Origin of the sequence: Pseudomonas sp. MIL9, assembly GCF_016887925.1 — a bacterium.
GTDB classification, from domain to species: Bacteria; Pseudomonadota; Gammaproteobacteria; order Pseudomonadales; family Pseudomonadaceae; genus Aquipseudomonas; species Aquipseudomonas mohnii.
Map to the genome: position 1 here is coordinate 41,765 of NZ_JAFEHE010000003.1, position 23,760 is coordinate 65,524.

Sequence of the window (23,760 nt, forward strand, 5' to 3'; positions counted from 1 at the left end):
TCGGAAGAAAAAAGCGCCCATCGCGAGATGGGCGCCGGGCATTATTTGCCGCTGTACAGATTCAGATCGCCAAAGTGTTTCTTCTGAATGGTGGCGTAGGTGCCATCATCGTGTAACGCTTTGATACCTTTATCCAAAAGGGCTTTCAGCTCGGTGTTACCTTTCTTAATACCGACCGCTGTCTTGGCTGGCAGCAGTTCGCTGTCGACCGGCTTGCTGATTTCGTAATCGGCGCCGTTTGGCGACTTCAGGAAGCCCAGTTCGGCTTGCAGCATGTCCTGGATCCCGGCGTCGAGACGACCGGAAGTCAGGTCGGAGTACACCTGGTCCTGGTTCTGATAGGCCTGGGTTTTAACGCCAGCCTTGTCCAGAACGGCTTTGGCATAGGCTTCCTGAATGGTGCCTTGCTCGTAGCCGACGGTTTTGCCTTTGAGCGACGCGACGTCTGCCGTGATGCCAGAACCTTTCTTGGACACGTAAGCGGTTGGGCCGGAGAACAGTTCGCTGGAGAAGTCGATGACTTTTTCGCGGGCCGGAGTGACGGTCATCGAAGAGATCACGCCGTCGAATTTATTGGCCTTCAGGCCAGGAATCATGCCGTCGAAATCGCTTTCGACCCATTTGCACTTGACCTTCAGTTCGGCGCAGATTGCATTCCCCAGATCGATGTCGAAACCGACCAGGCTGCCGTCGGCCGCTTTCGACTCGAACGGTGCGTAGGAAGGGTCAACGCCAAAACGCAATTCCTTGTATTCCTTTGCCAGCGCGGAGCCAGCGGCAACGCACAATGCCAGTGCAGAAAGGGTCAGCAATGCTTTTTTCATTATTCAATCCCTAAGAACCAATATGAGCGCTTGTGGCGCAGAATGATTGTTACTGGTGAGCGTAAGACCTAATGAAAGTAGCAATTTCCGAACCAGAGTGCCGAACAAGCGTTTTAAAAGGTGTTCAGGAAATTGCCGGAAGGGATTAGTGCACGAAATTGGGCGACGTGGGAAGCCTGCACCTTTTTAGATCGAGATGTGGCGAAACCCTGTGGCGAGGGCGCTTGCTGTCGCTCGACTGCGCAGCAGTCGTAAACGCGACAGTGACGTTTGACGGATGTGCCGCGTGGACAGATCCAAGGGCCGTTTCGCAGCCCGGCGGGAGCAAGCTCCCTCGCCTCAGGGAATGGGTTTACTTGCCAGGTGTCAGGGTCAATCGTTTGGTCCCGTACACCTTGTCAAAGTTTTGCGGCTGCATCGGCAAGCTCTGATACTGACCTTTCAGCCACGGCTCGATGCTGTTCAGGTAATTCGGGCTGGCCGGGTTGCCGGACTGGCCGGTGGCGTTCTGGCCCATCAGCGGTTCGGCCTGGCCGAAGTCGACGATAAAGCGCATGGCAGGCACCAGCGTGGTGTTGAAATCCTGGCCCCAGGCGAATGCAGCCGTATTGAGCGTGGTGTGATCGCCGCCGGCCGGCAACGGACCGCGAACGGTCTGGCCAGTGGCATTTTTCCATTCGTAGCGATGCAATTTGCCCCACTGCCAGCCTTTGTGGTCACCGCCCAGCTGACTGTCCCCGGCGCTGATCGCCGCGGCCAGGCTGCGTGCCAGGATCGCCGGTTTGTCTTCTTTCTGCGCGGTGCGCACGTCATCCCAGAATGGACTGTCTTCGCGGCCCAGCAGGTGATCGGCCTGCGCGGCATAGGACAACTTGCCGTCGGCGACAAAGGCTTTCCACGCCGGGCTGCTTTCTGGCCCCAGTTCATCAAGGAAAATCTGCTTGGCGCTTTCCTGCAGGAACAGCTCGTAGATCGCCGCATCGGCGGAGGTCGGGCTGAGTTTGCCATCGAACGCCATCAGGCGGGTGAACGCTTCGCGTGCCTTGGCTCCATCCGCTGCGGGCAACGCCGCGATGGCTTGTTTGAGCGGTTGGGACATGCCGGGCGCTGCGAACATTTTCTTTAATTTGGCGGCGAAGGTGGTGGTCTGGTCGTACTGCATCGCGATCAGGCTACGGGTGTCATGCTTGCCCACCCCGGCCAGTTCAGCCAGGCGCTCGCCACGTTCCGGCGCCGACCAGGAATTGGACAGCTGCATGCCGTAGCCATGGGGGATGACCCGTTGGTTCGCAGTGCCGAGCCAGCCCTGGGCCGGGTCCTGATCGTAGGGGTGCAGCATCGGGTCGGCATAGCCGTCCCAGTCGTAGCGACCTTCCCAGCCTGGTGAGGGCAACAGGCCTTCGCCTTCGCGACGGTTCGGGTAGCGACCGGTGACTTGCCAGCCAATGTTGCTGGCATCGGCAAACACCAGGTTCAGCGCAATGGCGCGGATTTCGCGGCTGGCGTCCGACGCCTTCTCGACATTCTGTGCGCGGGACAGGTCAAAAAACGCGTCCAGGGTTTTGTCATCGGTGAAGCTCGGCGTCTGCAAGGCCAGGCCGAAGCCGCTGCCCTGGGCAAGACCCTGGGCGCTGTTGAGCAGCGGGCCGTGGCGGGTTTCGTACACCGCTTCGCGAATCGGCCGCTGGCCTTTGACAAAGTAGGTTTCGTTGCGCACCACCGCCGGCTGCCATTTGCCGCCGTTTTCGTAGGCCAGGCCGTTGCCCTGGCGTTTGATTTTTTCCAGGAACAGGTCCTGGTTGTCGCCCATGACGCTGGTCGTGCTCCACGCAACTTTGCCGTTGAACCCGCCGAGCACCATTGGCAATCCGGCAATGGTCACGCCGGACGCCTGATATTTCGGTGCGCGAATCTGTACGTAGCTGAACAACGACGGCACGCCCATCGGCCCATGGCTGTCGCTGGCCAGCAGGCTCTTGCCACTGCGGCTGCGTTGCGGGGCGATGGCCCAGTTGTTCGATGAAGTGGCGCCGAGCAGATTCAGCTCGGCGAGCTGACTCGTGGCTTTGCTGATTTCAGCCAGCCCCGGTACTTGCCCGTTGAGTCTGATGCCTTGCAGCTTTTCGCTTTCGGCCACTGGCAATTGTTCATCGGGGGCGGAAGGGGTCAGCCACGGCAGTTTGTCGGTGGATACCGTTTGGGCCAGCACCAGCGTGGAGATTTCCTCGGGCAGGTTGGCTGACTGACTGAAGTTGAGCAGGCAGAAAATCAGCGCCGAGTCTTCCGGTTGCCAGTATTCAGGCTTATAGCCGCTGGCGGCGAGGTCCGCCGGCAGCTTGTCGCGGTAGCGGAACAGGTAAGCGTTGACCCCGCGGGCATAGACTTCGAAGAAGCGCTTGAGGCGTGGCGACGATGCCTTATAGAGCTCGCCGGCGCTTTTCTTCAGATTGACCGCGCGCATGTAGCGGTCGGCGTCCAGCAGGTCCGAACCGTGCATCTCGGCCAGACGGCCCTGGGCCAGCAAACGCAAGGTGACCATTTGCGTGATGCGGTCGCTGGCGTGCACGTAGCCGAGGGTGAACAGAGCGTCGTGGAAGCTGCTGCTTTCGATCAACGGCATGCCCATGGCATTGCGGCGTACCGAAACGTTCTGAGCCAGGCCTTTGAGCGGCTGTACGCCGGAAGTCGGCGGGACGGAGTCCTGTGCGTTGAAGCTCTGACAGCCGGTCAGGCTCAAAACACCTGCAACTGCTGCGGCTACGCCGAACCGGGGTAGAAAATGTGTAAGGGCTGGCGAGGCCATGGCAAAGCTCCTGCGGGGCGGTAACGTCAGTAAAGGCGCTACGTTAGTGAGCAGGAGGTGGCCGCGCAAGCGGGCGGCCAGGTTATTTCAGGTTTTGTCCGAGATCCCGTTTGCATTCGATGGCTTGCCACTGGCCGGGGCCGATGTTGAAGTGCAGGAAATCCACTGACCTGGCGTGAGAAGAGCGAGCATGGAGCTTGAGAAAAACGCGGCACTGATCATCATCGATCAGCAAAAAGGCATCCTTCACCCCAGACTCGGCCGGCGCAACAATCCTCAGGCCGAAGACCGCATGCAGGAGCTCTTGGGCCACTGGCGTCGCAGCGGGCGGCCGATCATTCATGTGCAACACCTGTCCCGCTCGGAGGACTCGGTGTTCTGGCCGCAACAAGCGGGCGTCGAATTTCAGGAGCGCTTTGAGCCATTGCCTGGCGAGCAGCTGATTCAAAAACAGGTGCCGGATGCGTTTTGTTCGACGGGGCTGGAGGCGCGTTTGCGTGAGTCGGGGATCGGACAATTGATCATCGTCGGCGTGGCGACCCACAACTCCGTGGAGTCCACGGCGCGTAGCGCAGGCAATATGGGGTTCGATACGTGGGTGGCGGAGGACGCGTGCTTTACCTTCGACAAGGTCGACTTTTTCGGGCATGCCCGTTCAGCTGAAGAGGTACACGGGATGTCGCTGGGGAATTTGCATGGCGAGTACGCGACGGTCGTCAGTACCGCGCAGATCTTGATGGCCGATTGAAAACCTGTGGGAGCTGGCTTGCCAGCGAAGCGGGGCGTATGACAAAACGCGTCGTTTCGATCGCCAGCAAGCCGGCTCCTAAAGGGAAATGGGTCTAACCCATCAAGCGCCGTGGCACTTCTTGAACTTCTTGCCATTGCCACATGGGCAGGGGTCATTGCGGCCGACGTCTTTCAGGGCGTTGCGCACCGGTTCCTGGTGGGCGTGGCCGCAGTTCGGACCGTGGACATGGCTATGGTCGTGATCATGGTGGTCGTGATCGTGGTTGCAGTCTGGGCCATGTACATGGGGTTGCTGGGTCATCGGGGTTACTCCGGAATTAGATCGGCGGGGATTATCACGCCATTACGCGCCAGGTGCACGTAGTGGGCGATGAATAAACCGGTTTCCATTTCGCCTTCCAGTCGATAGGGGACGGGTTGCCTGGGACTTTTCAGTTGTTTGACCAGATCCCTCACTTTCGGCCACAGGTTGGTCCGGATCGGCACCTTGTAAAAACCGCTGCGTTTGGGGCCGACGGTGATCCAGTGTTCATGCTCGCCCTCGGCCAGCAGGATGTCGCCAAGATGAATGCGGTATTCCAGGCCGCGCACCGTCAGGTCGCTGTTGTTGGGGTTATCGATCCGGAAATGCAGCACAAAGCGCTGCTCCAACAGTTTGGCTCGCACGACTTCAACCCTGACCAGATGCACCTCGGGGTCCGGTTCGTCGTCGCTGAACCACGACGCACAGCCGCCGAGCCCCATAAACAGCAGCAGGAAGAGGGTTTGAAGTGTGCGTCGTCGACTGAGCATGGTGTGACTCCTTTGATGCCCAGTCTAGCTCCCTGGATTCACATCAACGGCCGAAATAACCCGAGCAGCACTTCTTGAACTTCTGCCCGCTGGCGCAGGGGCAGGCGTCGTTACGGCCGATGTCGAGGGGCACGGTCGGATCGATGAAATACCAGCGGTCGGCGTTCTGAACGAACGATGAACGCTCACGATGACTGTGTTCGCCGCTGCCGTCGTGCCAACGTGCGGTGAAGGTCACGAAAGCGTGTTCGGGCTGACCGCCAAGGACTTCCGAGCTTTCCACCTCAAGACCCAGCCAGGTGCTTTGGGCGCTCCAGTCGCTGATCGATTGCCGATCAAGGCCGGCTTGTTGCGCGGGCAGGGTGGTGGCCACCAGATAATCGATCAGGCCAAGCACGTAGGCACTGTAGCGCGAGCGCATCAGCGCTTCGGCGCAAGGGGCCGGGTGGCCGGCATGGTAATGACCGCAGCAGGCATCGAGCAGGGTGCCGCTGCCGCAAGGGCAAATGGATGTACTCATGGCGTTACCACCAATATTTCCCGAAGTTTTCCGGATTGGCCCAGAACCGCGAGTTGAGCCAGTCGGGGACTTGTTTGTAGTCAAGCAGATCATAGGTGAACAGCGTCAGCACTTGATCGTCACGCTGGAAGCGTTCGCTGGCCTGCAGCGCCAGGGAGAAAAAATCCGTTTCTTGCCAGCCGCTGGCGGGCAGGTCTGCCAGCACCGCGATGCGACTGGCATTGAGGTTGCGGATACCGCCGAGCAAATTCAGGCCGTCGCGCTTGGGCAGGTGCTCGAGGCAATCGACCGCCAGCGCGAGATCGAACCGGCGCCCCGCCAGCTCGGCAGGCAACGGCCCGGGTGCCGCGTGCGCCACGCAGCTGTCAGGGTGCGCGAGCTTGAAAGCCTCCAGCGCGGGGAATTCACTGGCGCCGATCAGCAACAGGCGCGAAGGGGCGTAAAGATCCAGCAGAGCGGCCAGCGCTTGCTGCGGCGTGCGCGAAGAGTTACCTGCAATCATCAAAGATCCTCAATCAGATCTGCCAAGACTAGCTTGCCTGTGAGTCCGAGCCTAGAGCGGCTTTGACGCAAAACCGGCGATCCGTGCCGAACACTGGACAAAACAGCAATGGCCTATTGCTGGCGGAGATTAAAACTCCGGTCTTTACTCCGTGAATCGGTTCTAAGCCGATCCTTCAGGAGAAAACTAGATGAGCATAGTTCGGACAGCATTACCCCTGGTTCTGCTAACCAGTGTGTTGACTGGTTGCGCAGGTTTGCAGAAAACCGACTGGCCGACCTGTGCGGCCGTCGGTGGTGTCGTGGGCGCGGGTCTCGGTGCAACCGAGAGCTCGTCCTGGGCTGGTTATGGCGCGCTGATTGTCGGTGGTACGGCAGCGGCCTATTGCTGGGTTCACGGGGATGGCGACGAAGACGGCGATGGTGTGCCGGATAGCCGCGACAAGTGCCCGGGCACGCCTCATGGCGTGAAGGTCGATGCCGATGGTTGCCCACCACCAGCACCTGCACCAGTGGTCGAAGAGGTCGTGGTGGTCAAGGAAGAAACGATTGTCATCCGCGATGTTCACTTCCAGTTCGACAAAGCGACACTCACTGCGTCTGACAAGCAGGTGCTCGATAAGATCGCCACTCGCTTGAAAGCGGAAGCCCCAACCGCACGGATGACGGTTACCGGTCATACCGACAGCGTGGGCAGCGATACCTACAACCAGAAACTGTCGGACAAACGCGCCCATTCGGTGGTTGAGTACCTCATCCAGCAAGGCGTGCCGCGGAGCAACTTCGTGTCTGTTTCCGGTGCCGGTGAAAGCCAGCCGGTTGCCGATAACAAAACCGCCGACGGCCGTGCACAGAACCGTCGCACGGAAATCAAAATCGAGCGCTAAGTCCCTCGCATCCGCGGCTTGTGCAGTCGCGGATGCCGGTCTTTACTCCTGTGTAACCGGCATTGGCCGGTGACACAGGAGCTTCTCAAAATGACCCAATTCACACGGACCGTCTTGCCGGTTCTGCTGCTTGGCAGCCTGTTGACCGGTTGCGCCACTCACAGTGATGGCACCGCTCCCCTCAATCAACGTACCTGGCCGATCTGCAGCGTCATTGGCGGACTGGTCGGCGGAGGCCTTGGCGCTGTCGAAAGTGGCGGATGGGCGGCCGGTGGAGCGGCGCTCGGTATTTTGACCGGTGGTTTGATTTGCTATGCCCAGGATGGCGACGAAGACGGCGATGGCGTTTTCGACCGCCGTGATCGTTGCCCTGACACACCGGCCAACACCCCTGTCGATCATCGCGGTTGCCCGCTGCCCCAGTACCCGGCCAGTGTGAAGCTTGCCGAACCGGCGCAATCGGAGGTCATTACCCTGAGTGATGCCGGTGATGTGCTGTTCGCTTTTAACCAGTCAGAGCTGACACCCACCGCGAAGAGTCAACTGGACTCGATCATGGGCAAGTTGCAGGACGCCGATGTGATCAGCATCAAGGTGATCGGCTTCACGGACAGCGTCGGGTCGGATGCCTATAACCAGGGATTGTCCGAGCGTCGGGCCAGCAGCGTCGCTGAATACCTGCTGAGCCAGGGTGTGGCACCGAACAAACTCACCAGCGAAGGCAAGGGCGAAAGCCAGCCTGTGGCCGATAACGAAACAGATGAAGGCCGCTCCAAAAACCGTCGCGTGGAGCTGCACATCAATCGCTGAACCTCGAAATAGAGCTGTCGGGTGACTTTTCAGGTCGTCCCGACAGCCAATCGGCGATCTTCATGAAGAATTTTTGGTTGCCCTCTGGCTTATCCCGCGTGGAAGCCGTTACTGTGCGTGCAAATAATAATTCTGTTCGGGGGAGCGTATGAAGGTGTTCTGGGGGCTGGGGAAGCTGTTGACCCTGCTGTTCTGGTCGGTGGTGCTGGTCAATCTGCTCACGCCGTTCATTTATCCGCTGCACCTGCTGGTCAACCTGGCCGGCTGCCTGCTGGCAGGGCTCCACCTGCTGGAGATCGTCTTCTGCTTCCGCAGCCTCAGGGGGCGCGCCCATCCCTGGCGTGATCGCTTGAACATTCTCTTTTTCGGCGTTTTCCACCTGCAAACCATTCCCGCTCCGACCGCACCGAAGGCTTCTCATGCGTAAACTCTGTCTGCTCGCCGTACTCATCAGCCCACTGGCCTGCGCACAGGTGGTGAGTGTTGAAACCAACTCGCTGATGCGCTTGCCCAATACCGCCAGTACCTTGCAGCTGGATCGCCTGGAAGTGGCTGATTACGGCACATTGCTCATCCCGTCGAATGTCACCGAGGTTACCGTCGGCGAATTGCACCTGGGCCGTGATGCGCGGATCGCTATCGTGTCCAGCGAACAGGCGCTGGAGCTTAAAATCGGTCGTGCCGAGTTGGCCGAGGGCAGCCAGATCACCGCTCGCGGTGCCCCCGGCACTTACCAGAAGGCGGCCCGCTCCGGGCGTAATCTGAATGTGCAGATCAAGGCACTGAAGGCGCCGCAATTATTGGTGGATGCTCGTGGTGGTGCCGGAGCGCCGGGATATGTCGGCCTCGACGGGGCCAACGGCCAGCCTCCGGGCTGCACCTGGGGGCAGGCGGGTCGCGGTGCCGATGGCAGCGATGGCAGTAATGGCCAGCCGGGGGCGCCGGGAGCTTTGGTCAAGCTGGCAGTGCCGCGCGATTATCCCGCAGAGCAAATCAAGGTTCAGGTCGCTGGCGGAGCCGGTGGCTTGGCCGGCCCCGGTGGCAAACCTGGAGCGGGCGGTAAAGCCAAGGGTTGCTTCATCTACAAGGCCGATGGCGGCAAAAGCGGCAAACCTGGCGCCGATGGCCAGCCGGGGCCTGCGGGTGCGGCGGGCTCGGTGACGGTTCAGCGGTTATAAGCAACTTCTGAGATGTGTCTCGTCTGATCGATGGTCTTCGCGAGCAGGCTCGCTCCCACAGGATTGCTCCGTCCCTGTGGGCGAGCGCGCTCGCGATGCTTTTAGAACATCGGCCGAGCCGCAGCAATCGCCACCAGCACCAACCCGACAATCAGATTGATCCCCACGAGGCGCCGAATCTTCCCGAGCACCGCAGCCCCCGCCGGCCAATCCTGCGCAATGACCGCCGTGCGCAACTCAGGCAGCATCAGTGCCTGAATCCGGATGAACAGCGCCGTCATCACCACATACAAGCCCATCATCACCTGCACATAGCGCGGAGCGGTTTCAAATCCGTTGAAGTGCATATGCAGCATGCCCACACCGCTGACGGGCAGCAGCACGACCGCGACCCAGACCCAGCGGAAAAAACCTTGAAACACTTCTACCCACAATTTCAGTCGGGCAGGACCCTCCAGTGCCTTCACAGCCGCAGGGCGCAAGACCATCCAGGCGAAAAACATGCCGCCGACCCACACCAGTGCGGCGAGGACATGCAGGCTATAAACAAGGCTAAAAGCGGTCATTGGGGTACTCCGTTCTGCGCGGGATTAATTAGCGGGGTATGATAGCGGCCGATCCGTACCACTGAAAATTTATCCAGCATTTTTTGCGCCCGACAATCCATGATCAGCACTGAACTCAAAACCACGATCCAGGGCGCCTACTCGCGTTTTCTCGAAGCCAAGAGCCTCAAGCCGCGCTACGGCCAACGCCTGATGATTGCCGAAGTGGCCAAGGTCCTCGGGGATATCGACACCGACGACGAAGGCCGGCGCAGCGGCGAGCCCGCGATTGTCGCGGTGGAAGCCGGCACCGGTACCGGCAAGACCGTCGCTTACAGCCTGGCCGCTATCCCGACGGCGAAAGCGGCCGGCAAGCGCCTGGTGATCGCCACGGCCACCGTCGCGCTGCAAGAGCAGATCGTCTACAAGGACTTGCCTGACCTGATGCGCAACAGCGGGCTGAATTTCAGCTTTGCGCTGGCCAAGGGGCGCGGGCGCTACATGTGCCTGTCCAAGCTCGACATGTTGCTCCAGGAAGGCCACGCGCAAACCGCCACGGCGCAGTTGTTCGAAGAAGAAGGCTTCAAGATCGAGGTCGATGAGGCCAGTCAGAAGCTGTTTACCAGCATGATCGAAAAACTCGCCGGCAATAAATGGGACGGCGATCGCGACAGCTGGTCCACCGCACTGGAAGACGCCGACTGGGCGCGCCTGACCACCGATCACAGCCAGTGCACCAACCGTCATTGCCCGAACTTCGGCCAGTGCGCCTTCTATAAGGCCCGCGAAGGCATGGGCAAGGTCGACGTGATTGTTACCAACCACGACATGGTACTGGCCGACCTGGCCCTGGGCGGTGGCGCCGTGCTGCCGGACCCGCGAGACACCATTTACGTGTTCGACGAAGGCCATCACCTGCCGGACAAGGCCATCGGCCACTTCGCCCATTACACGCGCCTGCGCTCGACCGCCGACTGGCTGGAAACCACCGCCAAGAATCTCACCAAGTTGCTGGCCCAACACCCGTTGCCCGGTGATCTGGGCAAACTGATCGAACAGGTGCCGGAGCTGGCGCGGGAGATCAAGACCCAGCAGCAGTTCATGTTCACCGCCTGCGAGCAAGTCGCCGATTTCAAACCCGGCGAAGACGTTGAAGGGCGTGAACGACCGCGTCACCGTTTCGTCGGCGGGGTGATCCCCGAACACATGCGCGAAATGGGCATCGAGCTGAAAAAAGGCTTCGCCCGCCTGACTGACCTGTTCACCCGCCTGACCGATCTGCTCAAGGAAGGCATGGACGGCGAGGTCAACATCGGTATCGCCAGCAACCAGGCTGAAGAGTGGTATCCACTGTTCGGCAGCCTGTTGTCCCGTTCTTCGGGCAACTGGGAGTTATGGACCGCCTTCACCGTCGAAGACCCGGAAGACAACCCACCGATGGCGCGCTGGCTGACCCTGGCCGAAAGCGGCTCGCTGTTCGACATCGAAGTCAACGCCAGCCCGATCCTCGCGGCGGAAATGCTGCGACGCAACCTGTGGAACGTGGCCTACGGTGCGCTGGTGACCTCGGCCACCTTGACCGCCCTCGGCACCTTCGACCGCTTCCGCATGCGCGCCGGCCTGCCGAAGAAAGCCGTGACCGCCGTGGTGCCCAGCCCGTTTCATCACGCCGATGCCGGCGTGCTGCGGGTGCCGAATCTCAATGCCGACCCCCGTGATGCGGCGGCGCACACCGCGGCGATCATTCGCGATCTGCCTGATCTGGTCGAAGGTTCCCGCGGCACCCTGGTGCTGTTTTCCTCGCGCAAGCAGATGCAGGACGTGTTCGACGGCCTGGACCGCGACTGGCGCAAGCAAGTGTTCATTCAAGGCAACCTGTCGAAGCAGGAAACCCTGAACAAGCACAAGGCGCGGGTGGATGGCGGGGACTCCAGCGTGTTGTTCGGCCTGGCGAGTTTTGCCGAGGGGGTCGACCTGCCCGGCGCTTATTGCGAGCACGTGGTGATCGCCAAAATTCCGTTCTCGGTACCGGATGACCCGGTCGAGGCGGCGTTGGCCGAATGGATCGAAGCCCGTGGCGGCAATCCGTTCATGGAAATCTCCGTACCGGACGCCTCGCTGAAACTGGTCCAGGCCTGCGGTCGCCTGCTGCGCACCGAAGAAGATCGCGGCACCATCACCTTGCTTGACCGGCGTCTGGTCACCCAGCGCTATGGCAAGGCGATTCTCAATGCGTTGCCGCCATTTCGTCGCGAAATTTCCTGATACATCGGTGGGCAAATCTGCCCATCGTGTTGTCTATCTCTCTGCCATTGCTTTTCCACTGGCCCATCCGGGTCGTTAGGGAGAATTCCGTTCTCATGATTCGCCGTTCGCTGCGCCAATCGTTACCTGCCGTTTTTGCCCTGTTGTTTGCATCGCCCCTGCTGGCGGCACCCGCCACCCAGCAGACGCTGTTCAACTTTGTGCGCCCCGCCGATGTGGTCCAGGTGACCACTCAGGACGCCAACCTGCCGCAATCCAACGCCGAGCAAACCGCCGAAGGTGAAGTGCTGCGGCGGGTGACGTTCAACCCGGTCGCTCGCCCGACCCTGCGGTTGACCCCGCAGACAGGGGCCTGGGACTGGTCGCAGTCGGGTTTCATGAGCCTGCGGGTGCAGAACGCCATGAATTGGGCGCTGACCCTGTACGTGACCATTCAGAGCAACGATGGCAAGACACTGGTCAGCCGTGTCGATCTGCCGGCGGGTCCGGCGCAGACCCTGTTGGTGCCGTTGCAGCCGACGTCGCCGCTGAGCCTGGGCATGAAGGCCGGACCGCCCATGCCGATGACCGTCGACGGTCAGCGCATCCTGTTGGCCAGCAGCGTAGGTGATCTGGATCGCGGCCAGGTGGTGGCGGTGAGTGTGTCGATGGATCAGCCGAAAGTGGCCCAGAGCATTCTGCTGGAGCGCTTTGGTGTACAGGACGCCGAGGCCGTGACCCAGACCGTGTATGGCGCCTTGGTGGATGCCTACGGTCAATCGACCCGGGCCAAATGGCCGGAAAAGGTCAGCAGCGATGAGCAACTCAAAGGCGCCGCGGCCAAGGAACAGCAACAATTGAAAACCTGGCTGGCCGAGCGCGAAAAGTCGTCCCTGGACAAATTCGGTGGCTGGACCAAGGGGCCGGCCTTCAAGGCCAGCGGTTTTTTCCGCACGGAGAAACGCGACGGTCGCTGGTACCTGGTGACCCCGGAAGGGCATCCGTTCTATTCGCTGGGGGTCAACACGGTGACCCCGGACGTCAATCAGACTTACATCGCCGGTCGCGAATGGATGTTCCAATCCCTGCCCAAGGCCGGTGAGCCCCTGGCCAGTCACTTCGGTGAAGGTGACACCCGTGGCGGCAACGGCGTTGATCAGGGCCGGGGCTTCAACGTCGGGCGCTGGTACGACTTTTATGGTGCCAATTTACAGCGCCTGTATGGCGACCCTTGTGCTCTGGGCAGCGATACCAAGGCCGGCGTTGCCGCAGCGGCCAAGGCTGATGCGGCAGAGGCCACGGCCGAGAAGGCCGCCGAGCCACCGGTTGTTCCTTCGACGGCCGAATCCGGAATTGCCGAAGCCGCCAGGACCGACGCCGTAGACGCGACAGTCGCGAACGCGGCCGAGCAAAAAGCTGCCGAGCCCTGCAAAACGACCTTCGATGAAAAGCGCTGGACCGGCCATACCCTCGACCGCCTGCAAGCCTGGGGCTTCAACACCATTGGCAACTGGAGTGCGCCGGCACTGGGCAACGCTGATCGTGTGCCATACACCTTGCCGCTGTCGATCGTCGGCGATTACGCGAGCATCAGCACGGGAACGGACTGGTGGGGCGGTATGCCCGATCCGTTCGACCCGCGTTTCGCCATGGCCACTGAGCGCGCCGTGGCCATTGCTGCCCGCGATCATCGCGACGACCCATGGCTAATCGGTTACTACGCCGATAATGAACTGGCCTGGGCTGGCCCCGGCGACGACCCGAAAGCCCGCTACGCCCTGGCCTACGGCACGTTGAAAATGACCACCGACGTGCCGGCCAAACGGGCGTTCCTCAAGCAATTGCGCGATAAGTACCGCAACCAGGAAGGCCTGTCGAAAGCCTGGGGCATTGATTTGCCAGCATGGGAATTGATGGAAGACCCCGGTTTCGTGCCGCCGCTGCCAAGCGCCGACCATCCGGAGATCGAGGCCGACTTCAAATACTTCCAGAAGGTCTTCGCCGACACCTACTTCAAGACGATCTCCGATTCGCTCAAATGGCACGCGCCGAACCAGATGCTGCTCGGTGGCCGCTTTGCCATCAGCACGCCAGAAGCCGTGGAGTCCTGCGCTCAATACTGCGATGTGCTGAGCTTCAACATGTACACCCTGCAACCCCAGGACGGTTATGACTTCGCGCAACTGAACAGCCTCGACAAGCCAGTGCTGATTACCGAATTCAACTTCGGTTCGACGGACCGTGGCCCGTTCTGGGGCGGCGTAACGCAACTGGCGAAGGAAGAGGACCGTGGCCCGGCCTACGCGAACTTCCTCAAGCAGGCGCTGAGCGAGCCGTCGATCGTCGGTGTGCACTGGTTCCAATACCTCGACCAACCCGTGACCGGGCGTCTGTTGGATGGCGAAAACGGTCATTTCGGTCTGGTGGGGATTACTGACCTGCCATTTCAGGGCTTTGTCGACAGCGTGCGCAAGAGCAACCTGGCGGCCGTCGATCAATTAGGCAAAGAGGCTGAAAAGGCCGGTGCCGAGGCCGATAAACAGAAACACGACGCCGAAGGCGGACGCAAGGCCGAGGCCGGCAAAGGGCCGGGCAAGGCTGCCGGCGGGCATTCCGGCAAGGGGCACTGAGTCCTGGCACACCGCGCCATCGTTCATCACGAGCAGGCTCGCTCCCACAGGAACCTATGAAACGATTGAAATCCAGTGTGGGAGCGAGCCTGTTCGCGATGGCGTCTGCAAGGACGCCAGAAAAACCTGATCACTTCCAAGGGCGATTGACCGCCCGGCCCGACCCTGTTCCCAAATCCCTCAAGGGCTGGAACAATGCGGGCCACTTTGTAGAACGCTTGTCCGGGGAGTTGCGGGTGCAGATTCAGGGTTATTACGAGCTCAAGTTCGAAGCGGTACGCGAGGCCTTCGCGGCATTGTTCGACGATCCGCAGGAGCGTGGCGCAGCGCTGTGCATCCAGATCGGCGGCGAAACCGTCGTCGACCTCTGGGCCGGCACCAGCGACAAGGACGGCGCGCAAGCCTGGCACAGCGACACCATCGCCAACCTGTTTTCCTGCACCAAAACCTTTACCGCCGTCACGGCCCTGCAACTGGTCGCCGAAGGCAAGCTGCAACTGGATGCGCCGGTTGCGCGTTATTGGCCCGAGTTTGCCGCCGCCGGCAAAGAGTCCGTGACGTTGCGCCAACTGCTCTGCCACCAGGCCGGTCTGCCGGCGCTACGGGAGTTGCTGGCGCCTGAGGCCCTTTACGACTGGCAAACCATGGTCGACGCCCTGGCTGCTGAAACCCCGTGGTGGACGCCGGGACAGGGGCATGGGTATGCGGCGATCACCTATGGCTGGCTGGTCGGTGAATTGTTGCGCCGTGCCGATGGGCGCGGGCCGGGTGAGTCCATCGTGGCACGGGTGGCCAAGCCTTTGGGGCTGGATTTTCACGTCGGTCTGGCCGACGAAGAGTTTCATCGCGTGGCGCATATCGCCCGTGGCAAGGGCAATGTCGGCGATGCCGCTGCCCAGCGCCTTCTGCAAGTGACCATGCGCGAACCCACGGCCATGACCACCCGGGCGTTTACCAACCCGCCTTCGATCATGACCAGCACCAACAAGCCGGAATGGCGGCGCATGCAACAACCCGCCGCCAATGGCCATGGCAATGCCCGTAGCCTGGCCGGGTTCTATGCCGGCCTGCTCGATGGCAGCTTGCTGGAAGGCGAAATGCTCGACGAACTGACCCGCGAGCACAGCCTCGGCGAGGACAAGACATTACTGACCCGGACCCGTTTCGGTCTGGGGTGCATGCTCGATCAACCGGACGTGCCCAACGCGACGTTCGGCCTCGGCCCGCGAGCGTTCGGTCATCCGGGCGCGGGCGGTTCCATCGGTTTTGCTGACCCGGAGCACGATGTCGCCTTCGGTTTTGTGACAAATACACTGGGTCCGTACGTCTTGATGGATCCGCGCGCACAAAAGCTTGTGCGGGTACTGGCCACTTGTCTGTAAATCACGCCCAAGGGTTCCGGAGTTGGAACCCGAAAGCCTTTTCAGTTTCCAACCGTCTGTTTATGCGGGCCAACCCGGCCTGATTTTTATGACTTCATTTTTGTGGATATCCAATGTCATCCAAACCAACGCTCGCTTTGGCACTGTGCTTCGCTATAACCGGTTGTGCACAGACTCCTAAAAATGATGCAGACGGCGGTAGCTGGTGGCCGTTCGGTTCCTCCGACAAAGTCGCAGCCAAAGAGCCTGCTCCGGCGCCCCTGAAGCCTGCCGTCAGCGCTCCGGTGGCCAAGACTGAAAGCAGCAGCCATTGGTACTGGCCGTTTGGTTCCGATGACAGCAGTGACAAATCTGCAGCCAAACCGGAAGTAAAACCTGAAGCCAAGCCTGTCGCCGTAGCCAAGGCTGACGCCGATTCCGGTGGCAAGTGGTGGTGGCCGTTCGGTGGCAAGGAGCAGAGCACCGCCAAAGTCTTGCCGATGCCGGACCCGAAAGTGACCCAGGCCTGGCTCGATGACTACGAACCGCGCCTGCGCGAAGCGATCAAGGGCAGTAACCTGCAACTCGAACGTCGTGAAAACGTGCTGGTGGTGACGGCGCCGGTCGAGGGCTCGTTCAACCCGGATCGCCCGGCGATGCTGCTGCCAGTGACCCTTGGTCCTTTCACCCGCGTGGCGAAAATCCTTGAAGTCGATTCGAAGACTGCCGTACTGGTGCTAGGCCACAGTGATACCTCGGGTGCCGCACCGGCCAACGTGAAGTTGAGTCAGGAGCGTGCACAGGCCGTGGCTGCGATCTTCCGTCTCAGTGGTCTGCAGCGTGATCGCCTGATGCTGCGTGGCATGGGTGGTGAAGCCCCGCGTGCTGCCAACGACAGCGTTGAAGGTCGCGCCTTGAACCGTCGTGTAGAGCTGCTGGTCACTCCGCAGAACACCATGGTTGCATTGCTGAGCAAGTACAACATGCCGGCCCCGGCGCCAGTGACGATGGTTGCCGCGCAAGACGTCAAGCCAGTTGCCAAGCCAGTGACCCCGGCACCTGCGGCCAAGAAAGCAGCGGTTCCAGCGACGAAAAAAGCGCCGGCCAAGAAAACCGCCGCCAAGAAGACGCCGGCTAAGACAGCGACTCCAGCGAAAAAGACTGCACCGGCCAAAGCCGCTGCCGACACGAAAAAAGTCGCTGACGCCGATACCACAAAGAAGTGATTCGTTAACCAAAAGGAAAACGCCATGACCAAGGCTCTGGCTGATATGCGTCGCGACTACACCCGTGATGGCCTGACCGAGGCGCAAGCTCCGGCCGAGCCGTTTGCGCTGTTCCACCAGTGGTTCGCTGATGCGGTGAAAACCGAACAGGCACCGGTGGAGGCAAACGCCATGACCTTGGCCACTGTCGATCAGGACGGTCGACCGCATTGCCGTATCCTGTTGCTCAAGGGCCTGGACGCCCAGGGCTTCACCTTCTTCACCAATTACGACAGTGCAAAGGGTCAGCACCTGGCCGAAAACCCGTTCGCGGCCATGACTTTTTTCTGGCCAACCCTGGAACGTCAGGTGCGCATCGAGGGGCGGGTGGAGAAAGTCACGCCTGAAGAGTCCGACGCTTACTATCAGGTTCGCCCATTGGGCAGCCGCCTCGGTGCCTGGGCTTCGCCCCAAAGCCGGGTGATTGCCGATCGCGCCGAGCTGGAAGCGTTGCTCAAAGATACCGAGCAACGCTTCAGCGACACCCAGCCGCATTGCCCGGAACATTGGGGCGGTTACCGTCTGGTGCCGCAGCGCATCGAGTTCTGGCAAGGCCGCCCAAGCCGCCTGCACGACCGCCTCAACTATCGCCTGCAGGGTGCCGACTGGCTTCTTGAGCGTCTGGCACCTTAAGCGCCTACTGGTCGGGGTAGCCTGCCGCAGCGGCCTCCAGCCATTGCGGCAGGTCTCGGCGTTTGATCTTTTGCGCGTGAGCGCTCGCCAGTTGCTGGAGCATGAAGGCCTTTTTCCGTTCGTCCTTGCCAGCCAGTGCCAGCGCCAGATCGCGGTCCATCCAGCGCTTGATCCTTACGTACAGCCACCAGTGGAAATACAGACCGGCAACCGTAGTGACGACAATGATAAAGTAATCCATGAAAATCCTGGTTCAGTCGCGCAGATCGAGAAATTTGCCGCTACCGTGTGATTAATTTCTGAGCATGCCTGTACAAAGCCTGAATCAGAACATTTTTATCCGGGCGATGCCGTGACAGGCGTCAAGCTGCGGAGTTAAATGGTTACCCGTCCTTTGGAGTTAATGCTATGCGTAAGTCTGTTCTGCTGGTTGCTTCCTTTTCCACGATGGCGATGTTGCTCACCGGCTGCCAATCGAGCCTGACCGGTGACTCCTACTCCCGTGACGAAGCACGTCGCGTGCAGACCGTCCGCATGGGCACCATCGAATCCCTGCGTCCGGTGAAAATCGAAGGCACCAAGACCCCGATCGGCGGCCTCGCCGGTGCAGCTGTCGGCGGCGTTGGCGGCAGCGCCATCGGCGGCGGCAAGGGCAGCATCGTCGCTGCAGTCATCGGCGCAGTCGCCGGCGGCCTGGTGGGTTCGGCAGCTGAAGAAGGCCTGACTCGTACCCAGGGTGTCGAGATCACCGTACGCGAAGACGACGGCAGCATGCGCGCCTACGTCCAGGAAGTTCAGCCAAACGAAGTGTTCCGCGTGGGTGAGCGTGTTCGCATTTCCACCGTTGGCGGGACCAGCCGCGTTTCGCACTAAGCCGGAATAAGCGCAAAAGAAAACCCCGATCAGTGAACTGGTCGGGGTTTTTTGTTGCTGAAGCGATTACTGATGACCACTGGGCCGGGACACGTTGTGACTTCAGGGCGACGCTTTGACGGCCTGGAAAGTGGCCTCTGATGTTCAGGAAGGCAACGTAGCGTGCTTGCGACTCGCCATGGCCGTCACGGCATAGCCGATCAACGCCGCCAATATCGAACCGGTCAAAATCCCCATCCGATCCATGCCCGCATAGTCGCTGGCACCCGGTTCGAAGGCCAGGGAGCCGACGAACAGGCTCATGGTGAAACCGATGCCACAAAGAATCGCCACACCCAGCACCTGACCCCAATTGGCGCCTTGGGGAAGGGCGGCGATGCCTGTTTTCACCGCCAGCCAGGTCAAGCCGAACACACCGAGGGTTTTGCCGAGCAGCAGGCCGACCGCAATGCCCATCGGCACGTCGTGGGTGAAGCTGTCGACGGTTACGCCGCTCAGGGACAGGCCGGCGTTGGCAAAGGCGAACAGCGGCAGGATGCCGTAGGCCACCCACGGATGCAGCGCGTGCTCCAGGGTCAGCAGCGGCGAGGGTTCGGCGTTCCTGGTACGCAACGGAATGCAGAAGGCCAGAGTCACGCCGGCCAGCGTGGCGTGCACGCCGCTCTTGAGCACGCAGACCCAGAGGATCAGGCCGATGATCATGTACGGCCCGAGCTTGACCACGCCGAGTCGGTTCATCGCGATCAACGCCGCAATACAGGCGGCGGCCAGTGCCAGGGACAGGGTCGACAGCGCACCGGAGTAGAAAATGGCAATGATGATGATCGCGCCGAGGTCGTCGATGATCGCCAGGGTCATGAGGAACAGTTTCAACGAGACCGGGACGCGTTTGCCCAGCAGTGCCAGTACGCCCAGCGCGAAGGCGATATCGGTGGCGGTCGGGATCGCCCAGCCGTTCAAGGCCGGTGGGTTATCACGGTTGAGGAACCAGTAGATCAGCGCCGGCACCACCATGCCGCCAATGGCGGCCGCGCCGGGCAGGACGATCTGTGAGGGTTTGGACAATTGCCCGTCGAGCACTTCGCGCTTCACTTCCAGACCGATCAGCAGGAAGAACAGCGCCATCAGGCCGTCGTTGATCCAAAGCAGCAGCGGCTTGGCGATTTTCAAGGCGCCGACCTGGGCAACCACGGGGGTGTCCAGCAGGCCGTTGTACAGCCATGACAGCGGGGAGTTGTTGATGACTAACGCGAGGACAGCCGCAGCGATCAGTAACAGACCGCTGGCAGCTTCCAACTGAAAGAAACGCGTGAAAGTGCTACGCAGAGGCAAGGTCGCTCTCCATCGGTGAATTCAAAAGGTGGGACACCCTAACCCGTACGGTTAGTTGTTAAAACAAAAGTTATATTCTTTTTTGTTATATGTCGTTACAACGTGATTGTCCCGCAAGGACCTGAGCCTAGCAGTTGCCGGGCGTATTGAAGCTCAGCTGTACCTGTGCGTGATGTAGGATTTTTCCTAAGCTTGATGGCTGAGGCTTGTGACATGGCCGACTCCTGCCCGATTCCACGAGAAAACCACCATGAGCGACAACCGACAGTGGGCCCGCGAAGCCATCCGGATCATTGAAGCCGACTTCCAGCGCAGCGCCGACACCCACCTGATCCCTTTGCCGCTGCCGGGTTTTCCGGGCATCGAGTTGTACTTCAAGGACGAATCCAGTCATCCCACTGGCAGCCTCAAACACCGCTTGGCCCGTTCTCTGTTCCTCTATGCGTTGTGTAATGGCTGGCTCAAGCCCGGCGCGCCGGTGATCGAGGCGTCCAGCGGCTCGACGGCGATTTCCGAGGCGTACTTCGCCCGCATGCTGGGTTTGCCGTTTATTGCGGTGATGCCGGCGACCACCTCCAGGGAAAAAATCGCACAGATCGCGTTTTACGGTGGCCAGAGCCATCTGGTGGATGATCCGACGCAGATCTATGCCGAGTCCGAGCGCCTGGCCCGTGAGCACGATGGGCATTTCATCGATCAGTTCACTTACGCCGAGCGCGCCACCGACTGGCGGGCGAACAACAACATCGCCGAGTCGATTTTCCAGCAGATGCGTTTCGAGCAGCACCCGGAGCCGAGCTGGCTGATTTCCAGCCCCGGCACCGGCGGCACCACGGCGACCCTGGGGCGTTACGTGCGTTATCGCCAGCATTGCACCCGCGTGCTGTGTGCCGATGCCGAGCGTTCGGTATTTTTCGATTACTACCAGAGCGGCGATGCCAGCCTGAGTCTTGACCATGGCTCGCGGATAGAAGGCATTGGCCGGCCACGGGTGGAGGCGTCGTTCCTGCCCAAGGTGATCGATGCGATGGTCAAGGTTCCGGATGCGCTGTCGCTGGCCGCCATGCATTACCTGGCCGAGCGTCTGGGGCGTCATGTGGGCGGATCGAGCGGGACCAACCTGATCGGCGCCTTGATGGCAGCGCAGCAGATGACGGTGGCGGGGGAGGCGGGGTCAATCGTGGCGATATTGTGTGATGGCGGCGAACGCTACGCCACGACTTACTACAATCAGGCCTGGCTCAAGGCCCAGGGGTATGAGCTGACCGGTTTGATCGCGGCGGTTGCGGCGACGGTCGAGCGGGGTGAGCCGTTGCCGCCCAGCATTCTGCGCGCCAATATCTGAGAACTTTCAGATATCCCAACACCCTGTGGGAGCAAGCTCGCTCCCACAGGGTGTTGTTCTAGGCTTCCAGGCCGAGCATATCCCGCGCCACGGCTTCGGCGATGCGAATGCCATCGACACCCGCCGACAGAATCCCCCCCGCATAACCCGCGCCTTCACCGGCCGGGAACAAGCCCTTCACGTTCAGGCTCTGCATCGACTCGTTACGGGTAATGCGTAGCGGCGACGAAGTACGGGTTTCGATCCCGGTCAACACCGCGTCATGCAGCGAGTAACCACGGATCTGCTTCTCGAACGCGGGCAAGGCTTCGCGAATGGCTTCGATGGCGAATTCCGGCAGGGCCAGGGCCAGGTCGCCCAAGGCAACGCCCGGCTTGTAGGACGGCTCGACAGTGCCCAGCTCGGTGGACGGTTTGCCGGCAATGAAGTCGCCGACCAGTTGCGCCGGGGCCTCGTAGTTGCTGCCGCCCAGCACAAAGGCATGGGACTCCAGGCGTTCCTGCAACTCGATACCCGCCAGCGGACCGCCCGGATAATCGACTTCCGGGGTGATGCCGACGACGATCCCGGAGTTGGCGTTGCGCTCGTTGCGCGAATATTGGCTCATACCGTTGGTGACGACGCGGTTCGGCTCGGATGTCGCCGCCACCACCGTGCCGCCCGGGCACATGCAGAAGCTGTAGACCGAACGGCCGTTCTTGGCGTGGTGCACCAGTTTGTAGTCGGCAGCGCCGAGTTTCGGATGGCCGGCGTACTTGCCAAGGCGTGCGCGATCGATCAGCGATTGCGGGTGCTCGATACGGAAGCCCACCGAGAACGGCTTGGCTTCCATGAACACGCCGCGGCCATGCAGCATGCGGAACGTGTCGCGGGCACTGTGGCCGAGGGCCAGGATCACGTGCTTCGAATGAATCTGCTCGCCACCATTGAGTTCGACGCCGACCAGCTGGCCGTCGTCGATCAACACATCGGTAACCCGTTGCTGGAAGCGTACTTCGCCGCCCAGGGCGCGAATCTGCTCACGCATGTTTTCCACAACGCCTGTCAGACGGAACGTACCGATGTGCGGTTTGCTGACGTAGAGGATTTCTTCCGGCGCACCGGCCTTGACGAACTCGTGCAGGACCTTGCGACCGAGGAATTTCGGGTCCTTGATCTGGCTGTAGAGCTTGCCGTCGGAGAACGTTCCCGCACCGCCTTCACCGAACTGCACGTTGGATTCGGGGTTGAGCACGCTTTTACGCCACAGGCCCCAGGTGTCCTTGGTGCGCTGGCGCACTTCGGTACCGCGTTCGAGGATGATCGGCTTGAAACCCATCTGTGCCAGCAGCAGCCCGGCAAAAATCCCGCAGGGGCCGAAGCCGACGACGATCGGGCGTGCGCTCAGATCAGCCGGCGCCTGGCCGACCATTTTGTAACTGACATCCGGTGCCACGTTGACGTTACGGTCATCGGCGAACTTGTGCAGAACCGAGGCCTCATCGCGCACGGTGAGGTCGATGGTGTAGATGAAGCACAGCTCGGAAGATTTCTTGCGCGCATCGTAGCTGCGCTTGAACAAGGTGAAGTCGAGCAGGTCATCGCTGGCGATGCCCAGGCGCTGCACAATCGCAGGGCGCAGGTCTTCATCGGGATGGTCGATCGGCAACTTGAGTTCGGTGATTCGTAACATGACGGGATCCGGTTCGCGGGGCGCACAACTGCGCCAGGGCGTTTGAAGCCGGCGATTATAAGCCTCAAACGCCCGGTCCCGTGAGGCAAAAACGATCAGTCGTTGCGCGATCCGCCGAAATACCCGCAACCACGCTGCACCTGCCCGTTGATGCGCAACTCGGCACTCATGTGCTGAATGCTGCCGGTGCTGCTGTCGACGCAGCGTTGTGGCGCGACCCACAATTCGATGTGCTGATTGTTGGCTTCGGTGCTGAGGTTGAAGCGGCCATCGCCCAGTTGTTCTTCAACGTAGGGGACGGCGAGGGGAGGCTGGCCCGCACGGCCGATGACCATGCCCTTGCCGCTGACGTTGACGTTCCACTCCGGAGAATGGCCGGCCGCGCGCAGGATCAGCAGTTTGAAGTTGGGGTCGTCACAGGCGTTGCCCGAACGCTCGACGCGGTACAGCGTTTCCAGGTCGAACTGACCGTCGCCGCTGCCGGGAACGATTCGCCCGCGCACGTCGGCGAACAGCTTGCCCTGGGCGTCGGCCAGGCTGGCAGCCTGTTGCAGGACGCTGGTGCCGCCCGTGTCGTTGACTACATATCGACGCTGTTCGCCGCAAGGCTGGAACAACAGCTTGCCATCGGCTGCGCTCAATTGGCCCTGCAGGCGGGTCTGGCCGACATGGGAGGCGCTTTCACGCGAACCATCGAGTAACTGACACGCGGCGAACAGCGGAAGCAAGGCAACGATGACTAGGGAACGGGCAACACGCATCTTGGGGTCTCCTGACAAGTGCCGCCACGTTACT

23 protein-coding genes are annotated in these 23,760 nt (G+C 60.9%); 12 read left to right on the plus strand and 11 right to left on the minus strand.

What is annotated here, in order from left to right:
• Positions 1–41: 41 nt before the first annotated feature.
• Together JQF37_RS03450 and JQF37_RS03455 are read right to left on the minus strand one after the other, a co-directional pair.
• Positions 42–824, minus strand: a complete 783-nt coding sequence (locus tag JQF37_RS03450) for a transporter substrate-binding domain-containing protein (protein ID WP_047526433.1) — start codon at positions 822–824, stop codon at positions 42–44.
• A 352-nt stretch (positions 825–1,176) separates the two neighbouring features.
• Positions 1,177–3,627, minus strand: coding sequence for a penicillin acylase family protein (locus JQF37_RS03455; protein ID WP_130210958.1), 2,451 nt, complete (start codon positions 3,625–3,627; stop codon positions 1,177–1,179).
• A gap of 190 nt (positions 3,628–3,817) precedes the next feature.
• Here JQF37_RS03455 and JQF37_RS03460 point away from each other — a divergent pair, with 190 nt between their 5' ends.
• Complete coding sequence (locus JQF37_RS03460) at positions 3,818–4,375, plus strand: cysteine hydrolase family protein (protein WP_130210959.1); 558 nt, start codon at positions 3,818–3,820, stop codon at positions 4,373–4,375.
• A 102-nt stretch (positions 4,376–4,477) separates the two neighbouring features.
• Here JQF37_RS03460 and JQF37_RS03465 read toward each other — a convergent pair whose 3' ends face one another.
• The 4 genes from JQF37_RS03465 to JQF37_RS03480 are packed head-to-tail and all read right to left on the minus strand — an operon-like array spanning position 4,478 to position 6,191.
• The gene (locus JQF37_RS03465; RefSeq protein ID WP_130210960.1) at positions 4,478–4,678 is read right to left on the minus strand and encodes an SEC-C metal-binding domain-containing protein; all 201 of its coding nucleotides are present in this window, start codon (positions 4,676–4,678) and stop codon (positions 4,478–4,480) included.
• A gap of 5 nt (positions 4,679–4,683) precedes the next feature.
• Complete coding sequence (locus JQF37_RS03470) at positions 4,684–5,169, minus strand: LEA type 2 family protein (RefSeq protein WP_130210961.1); 486 nt, start codon at positions 5,167–5,169, stop codon at positions 4,684–4,686.
• A 43-nt stretch (positions 5,170–5,212) separates the two neighbouring features.
• Positions 5,213–5,689 (minus strand): YchJ family protein, encoded by a 477-nt coding sequence (locus JQF37_RS03475; protein WP_130210962.1) that lies wholly within the window; start codon positions 5,687–5,689, stop codon positions 5,213–5,215.
• A 4-nt stretch (positions 5,690–5,693) separates the two neighbouring features.
• Positions 5,694–6,191 (minus strand): DUF6231 family protein, encoded by a 498-nt coding sequence (locus tag JQF37_RS03480; protein ID WP_130210963.1) that lies wholly within the window; start codon positions 6,189–6,191, stop codon positions 5,694–5,696.
• A 190-nt stretch (positions 6,192–6,381) separates the two neighbouring features.
• Here JQF37_RS03480 and JQF37_RS03485 point away from each other — a divergent pair, with 190 nt between their 5' ends.
• The 4 genes from JQF37_RS03485 (at position 6,382) to JQF37_RS03500 (ending at position 9,065) form a co-directional block, all read left to right on the plus strand.
• The gene (locus JQF37_RS03485; RefSeq protein ID WP_130210964.1) at positions 6,382–7,077 is read left to right on the plus strand and encodes an OmpA family protein; all 696 of its coding nucleotides are present in this window, start codon (positions 6,382–6,384) and stop codon (positions 7,075–7,077) included.
• A 90-nt stretch (positions 7,078–7,167) separates the two neighbouring features.
• Positions 7,168–7,887 carry an OmpA family protein gene (locus JQF37_RS03490; protein ID WP_130210965.1) on the plus strand — a complete coding sequence of 240 codons (720 nt, stop codon included), beginning with the start codon at positions 7,168–7,170 and terminating at the stop codon, positions 7,885–7,887.
• A 148-nt stretch (positions 7,888–8,035) separates the two neighbouring features.
• Entirely contained in the window at positions 8,036–8,314 is a 279-nt protein-coding gene (locus tag JQF37_RS03495; RefSeq protein WP_130210966.1) for a DUF1145 domain-containing protein, read from the plus strand.
• Positions 8,307–9,065 carry a collagen-like protein gene (locus JQF37_RS03500; protein ID WP_130210967.1) on the plus strand — a complete coding sequence of 253 codons (759 nt, stop codon included), beginning with the start codon at positions 8,307–8,309 and terminating at the stop codon, positions 9,063–9,065. Before JQF37_RS03495 ends, JQF37_RS03500 begins: the two co-directional genes overlap by 8 nt.
• Before the next feature lie 101 nt (positions 9,066–9,166).
• Here the strand turns inward: JQF37_RS03500 and JQF37_RS03505 are convergent, their stop codons facing one another.
• Positions 9,167–9,631: a CopD family protein gene (locus JQF37_RS03505; RefSeq protein ID WP_103403561.1), complete on the minus strand. Its 465-nt coding sequence runs from the start codon at positions 9,629–9,631 to the stop codon at positions 9,167–9,169.
• Between the two features lie 99 nt (positions 9,632–9,730).
• Here JQF37_RS03505 and dinG point away from each other — a divergent pair, with 99 nt between their 5' ends.
• The 5 genes from dinG to pdxH all read left to right on the plus strand — a co-directional run bounded on the left by dinG (position 9,731) and on the right by pdxH (position 17,743).
• The gene (dinG, locus tag JQF37_RS03510) at positions 9,731–11,875 is read left to right on the plus strand and encodes an ATP-dependent DNA helicase DinG (protein ID WP_047526450.1); all 2,145 of its coding nucleotides are present in this window, start codon (positions 9,731–9,733) and stop codon (positions 11,873–11,875) included.
• 95 nt (positions 11,876–11,970) lie between these two features.
• Complete coding sequence (locus JQF37_RS03515; RefSeq protein WP_130210968.1) at positions 11,971–14,484, plus strand: beta-galactosidase; 2,514 nt, start codon at positions 11,971–11,973, stop codon at positions 14,482–14,484.
• A gap of 236 nt (positions 14,485–14,720) precedes the next feature.
• Entirely contained in the window at positions 14,721–15,866 is a 1,146-nt protein-coding gene (locus JQF37_RS03520; protein WP_130210981.1) for a serine hydrolase domain-containing protein, read from the plus strand.
• 113 nt (positions 15,867–15,979) lie between these two features.
• Positions 15,980–17,071, plus strand: a complete 1,092-nt coding sequence (locus JQF37_RS03525) for an OmpA family protein (RefSeq protein WP_130210969.1) — start codon at positions 15,980–15,982, stop codon at positions 17,069–17,071.
• 24 nt (positions 17,072–17,095) lie between these two features.
• Positions 17,096–17,743 carry a pyridoxamine 5'-phosphate oxidase gene (gene pdxH / locus JQF37_RS03530; protein ID WP_047526456.1) on the plus strand — a complete coding sequence of 216 codons (648 nt, stop codon included), beginning with the start codon at positions 17,096–17,098 and terminating at the stop codon, positions 17,741–17,743.
• A gap of 4 nt (positions 17,744–17,747) precedes the next feature.
• Here pdxH and JQF37_RS03535 read toward each other — a convergent pair whose 3' ends face one another.
• Positions 17,748–17,984, minus strand: a complete 237-nt coding sequence (locus JQF37_RS03535; protein WP_047526457.1) for a hypothetical protein — start codon at positions 17,982–17,984, stop codon at positions 17,748–17,750.
• Between the two features lie 167 nt (positions 17,985–18,151).
• On the opposite strand from JQF37_RS03535, the gene JQF37_RS03540 reads away from it, so the two are divergent.
• On the plus strand, positions 18,152–18,616 hold the full coding sequence (locus JQF37_RS03540; RefSeq protein WP_047526458.1) for a glycine zipper 2TM domain-containing protein: 465 nt from the start codon (positions 18,152–18,154) through the stop codon (positions 18,614–18,616).
• A gap of 144 nt (positions 18,617–18,760) precedes the next feature.
• Here the strand turns inward: JQF37_RS03540 and nhaA are convergent, their stop codons facing one another.
• Positions 18,761–19,948, minus strand: coding sequence for a Na+/H+ antiporter NhaA (gene nhaA / locus JQF37_RS03545; protein WP_130210970.1), 1,188 nt, complete (start codon positions 19,946–19,948; stop codon positions 18,761–18,763).
• A gap of 250 nt (positions 19,949–20,198) precedes the next feature.
• Between nhaA and JQF37_RS03550 the strand changes: the two genes are divergently transcribed.
• A complete protein-coding gene (locus JQF37_RS03550) occupies positions 20,199–21,293 on the plus strand; it encodes a PLP-dependent cysteine synthase family protein (RefSeq protein ID WP_130210971.1) in 1,095 nt (364 codons plus the stop codon).
• Positions 21,294–21,351: 58 nt separating this feature from the next.
• Here JQF37_RS03550 and JQF37_RS03555 read toward each other — a convergent pair whose 3' ends face one another.
• On the minus strand, positions 21,352–22,965 hold the full coding sequence (locus JQF37_RS03555; RefSeq protein ID WP_130210972.1) for an NAD(P)/FAD-dependent oxidoreductase: 1,614 nt from the start codon (positions 22,963–22,965) through the stop codon (positions 21,352–21,354).
• 95 nt (positions 22,966–23,060) lie between these two features.
• Positions 23,061–23,726: a hypothetical protein gene (locus tag JQF37_RS03560; protein ID WP_130210973.1), complete on the minus strand. Its 666-nt coding sequence runs from the start codon at positions 23,724–23,726 to the stop codon at positions 23,061–23,063.
• Positions 23,727–23,760 lie beyond the last annotated feature (34 nt).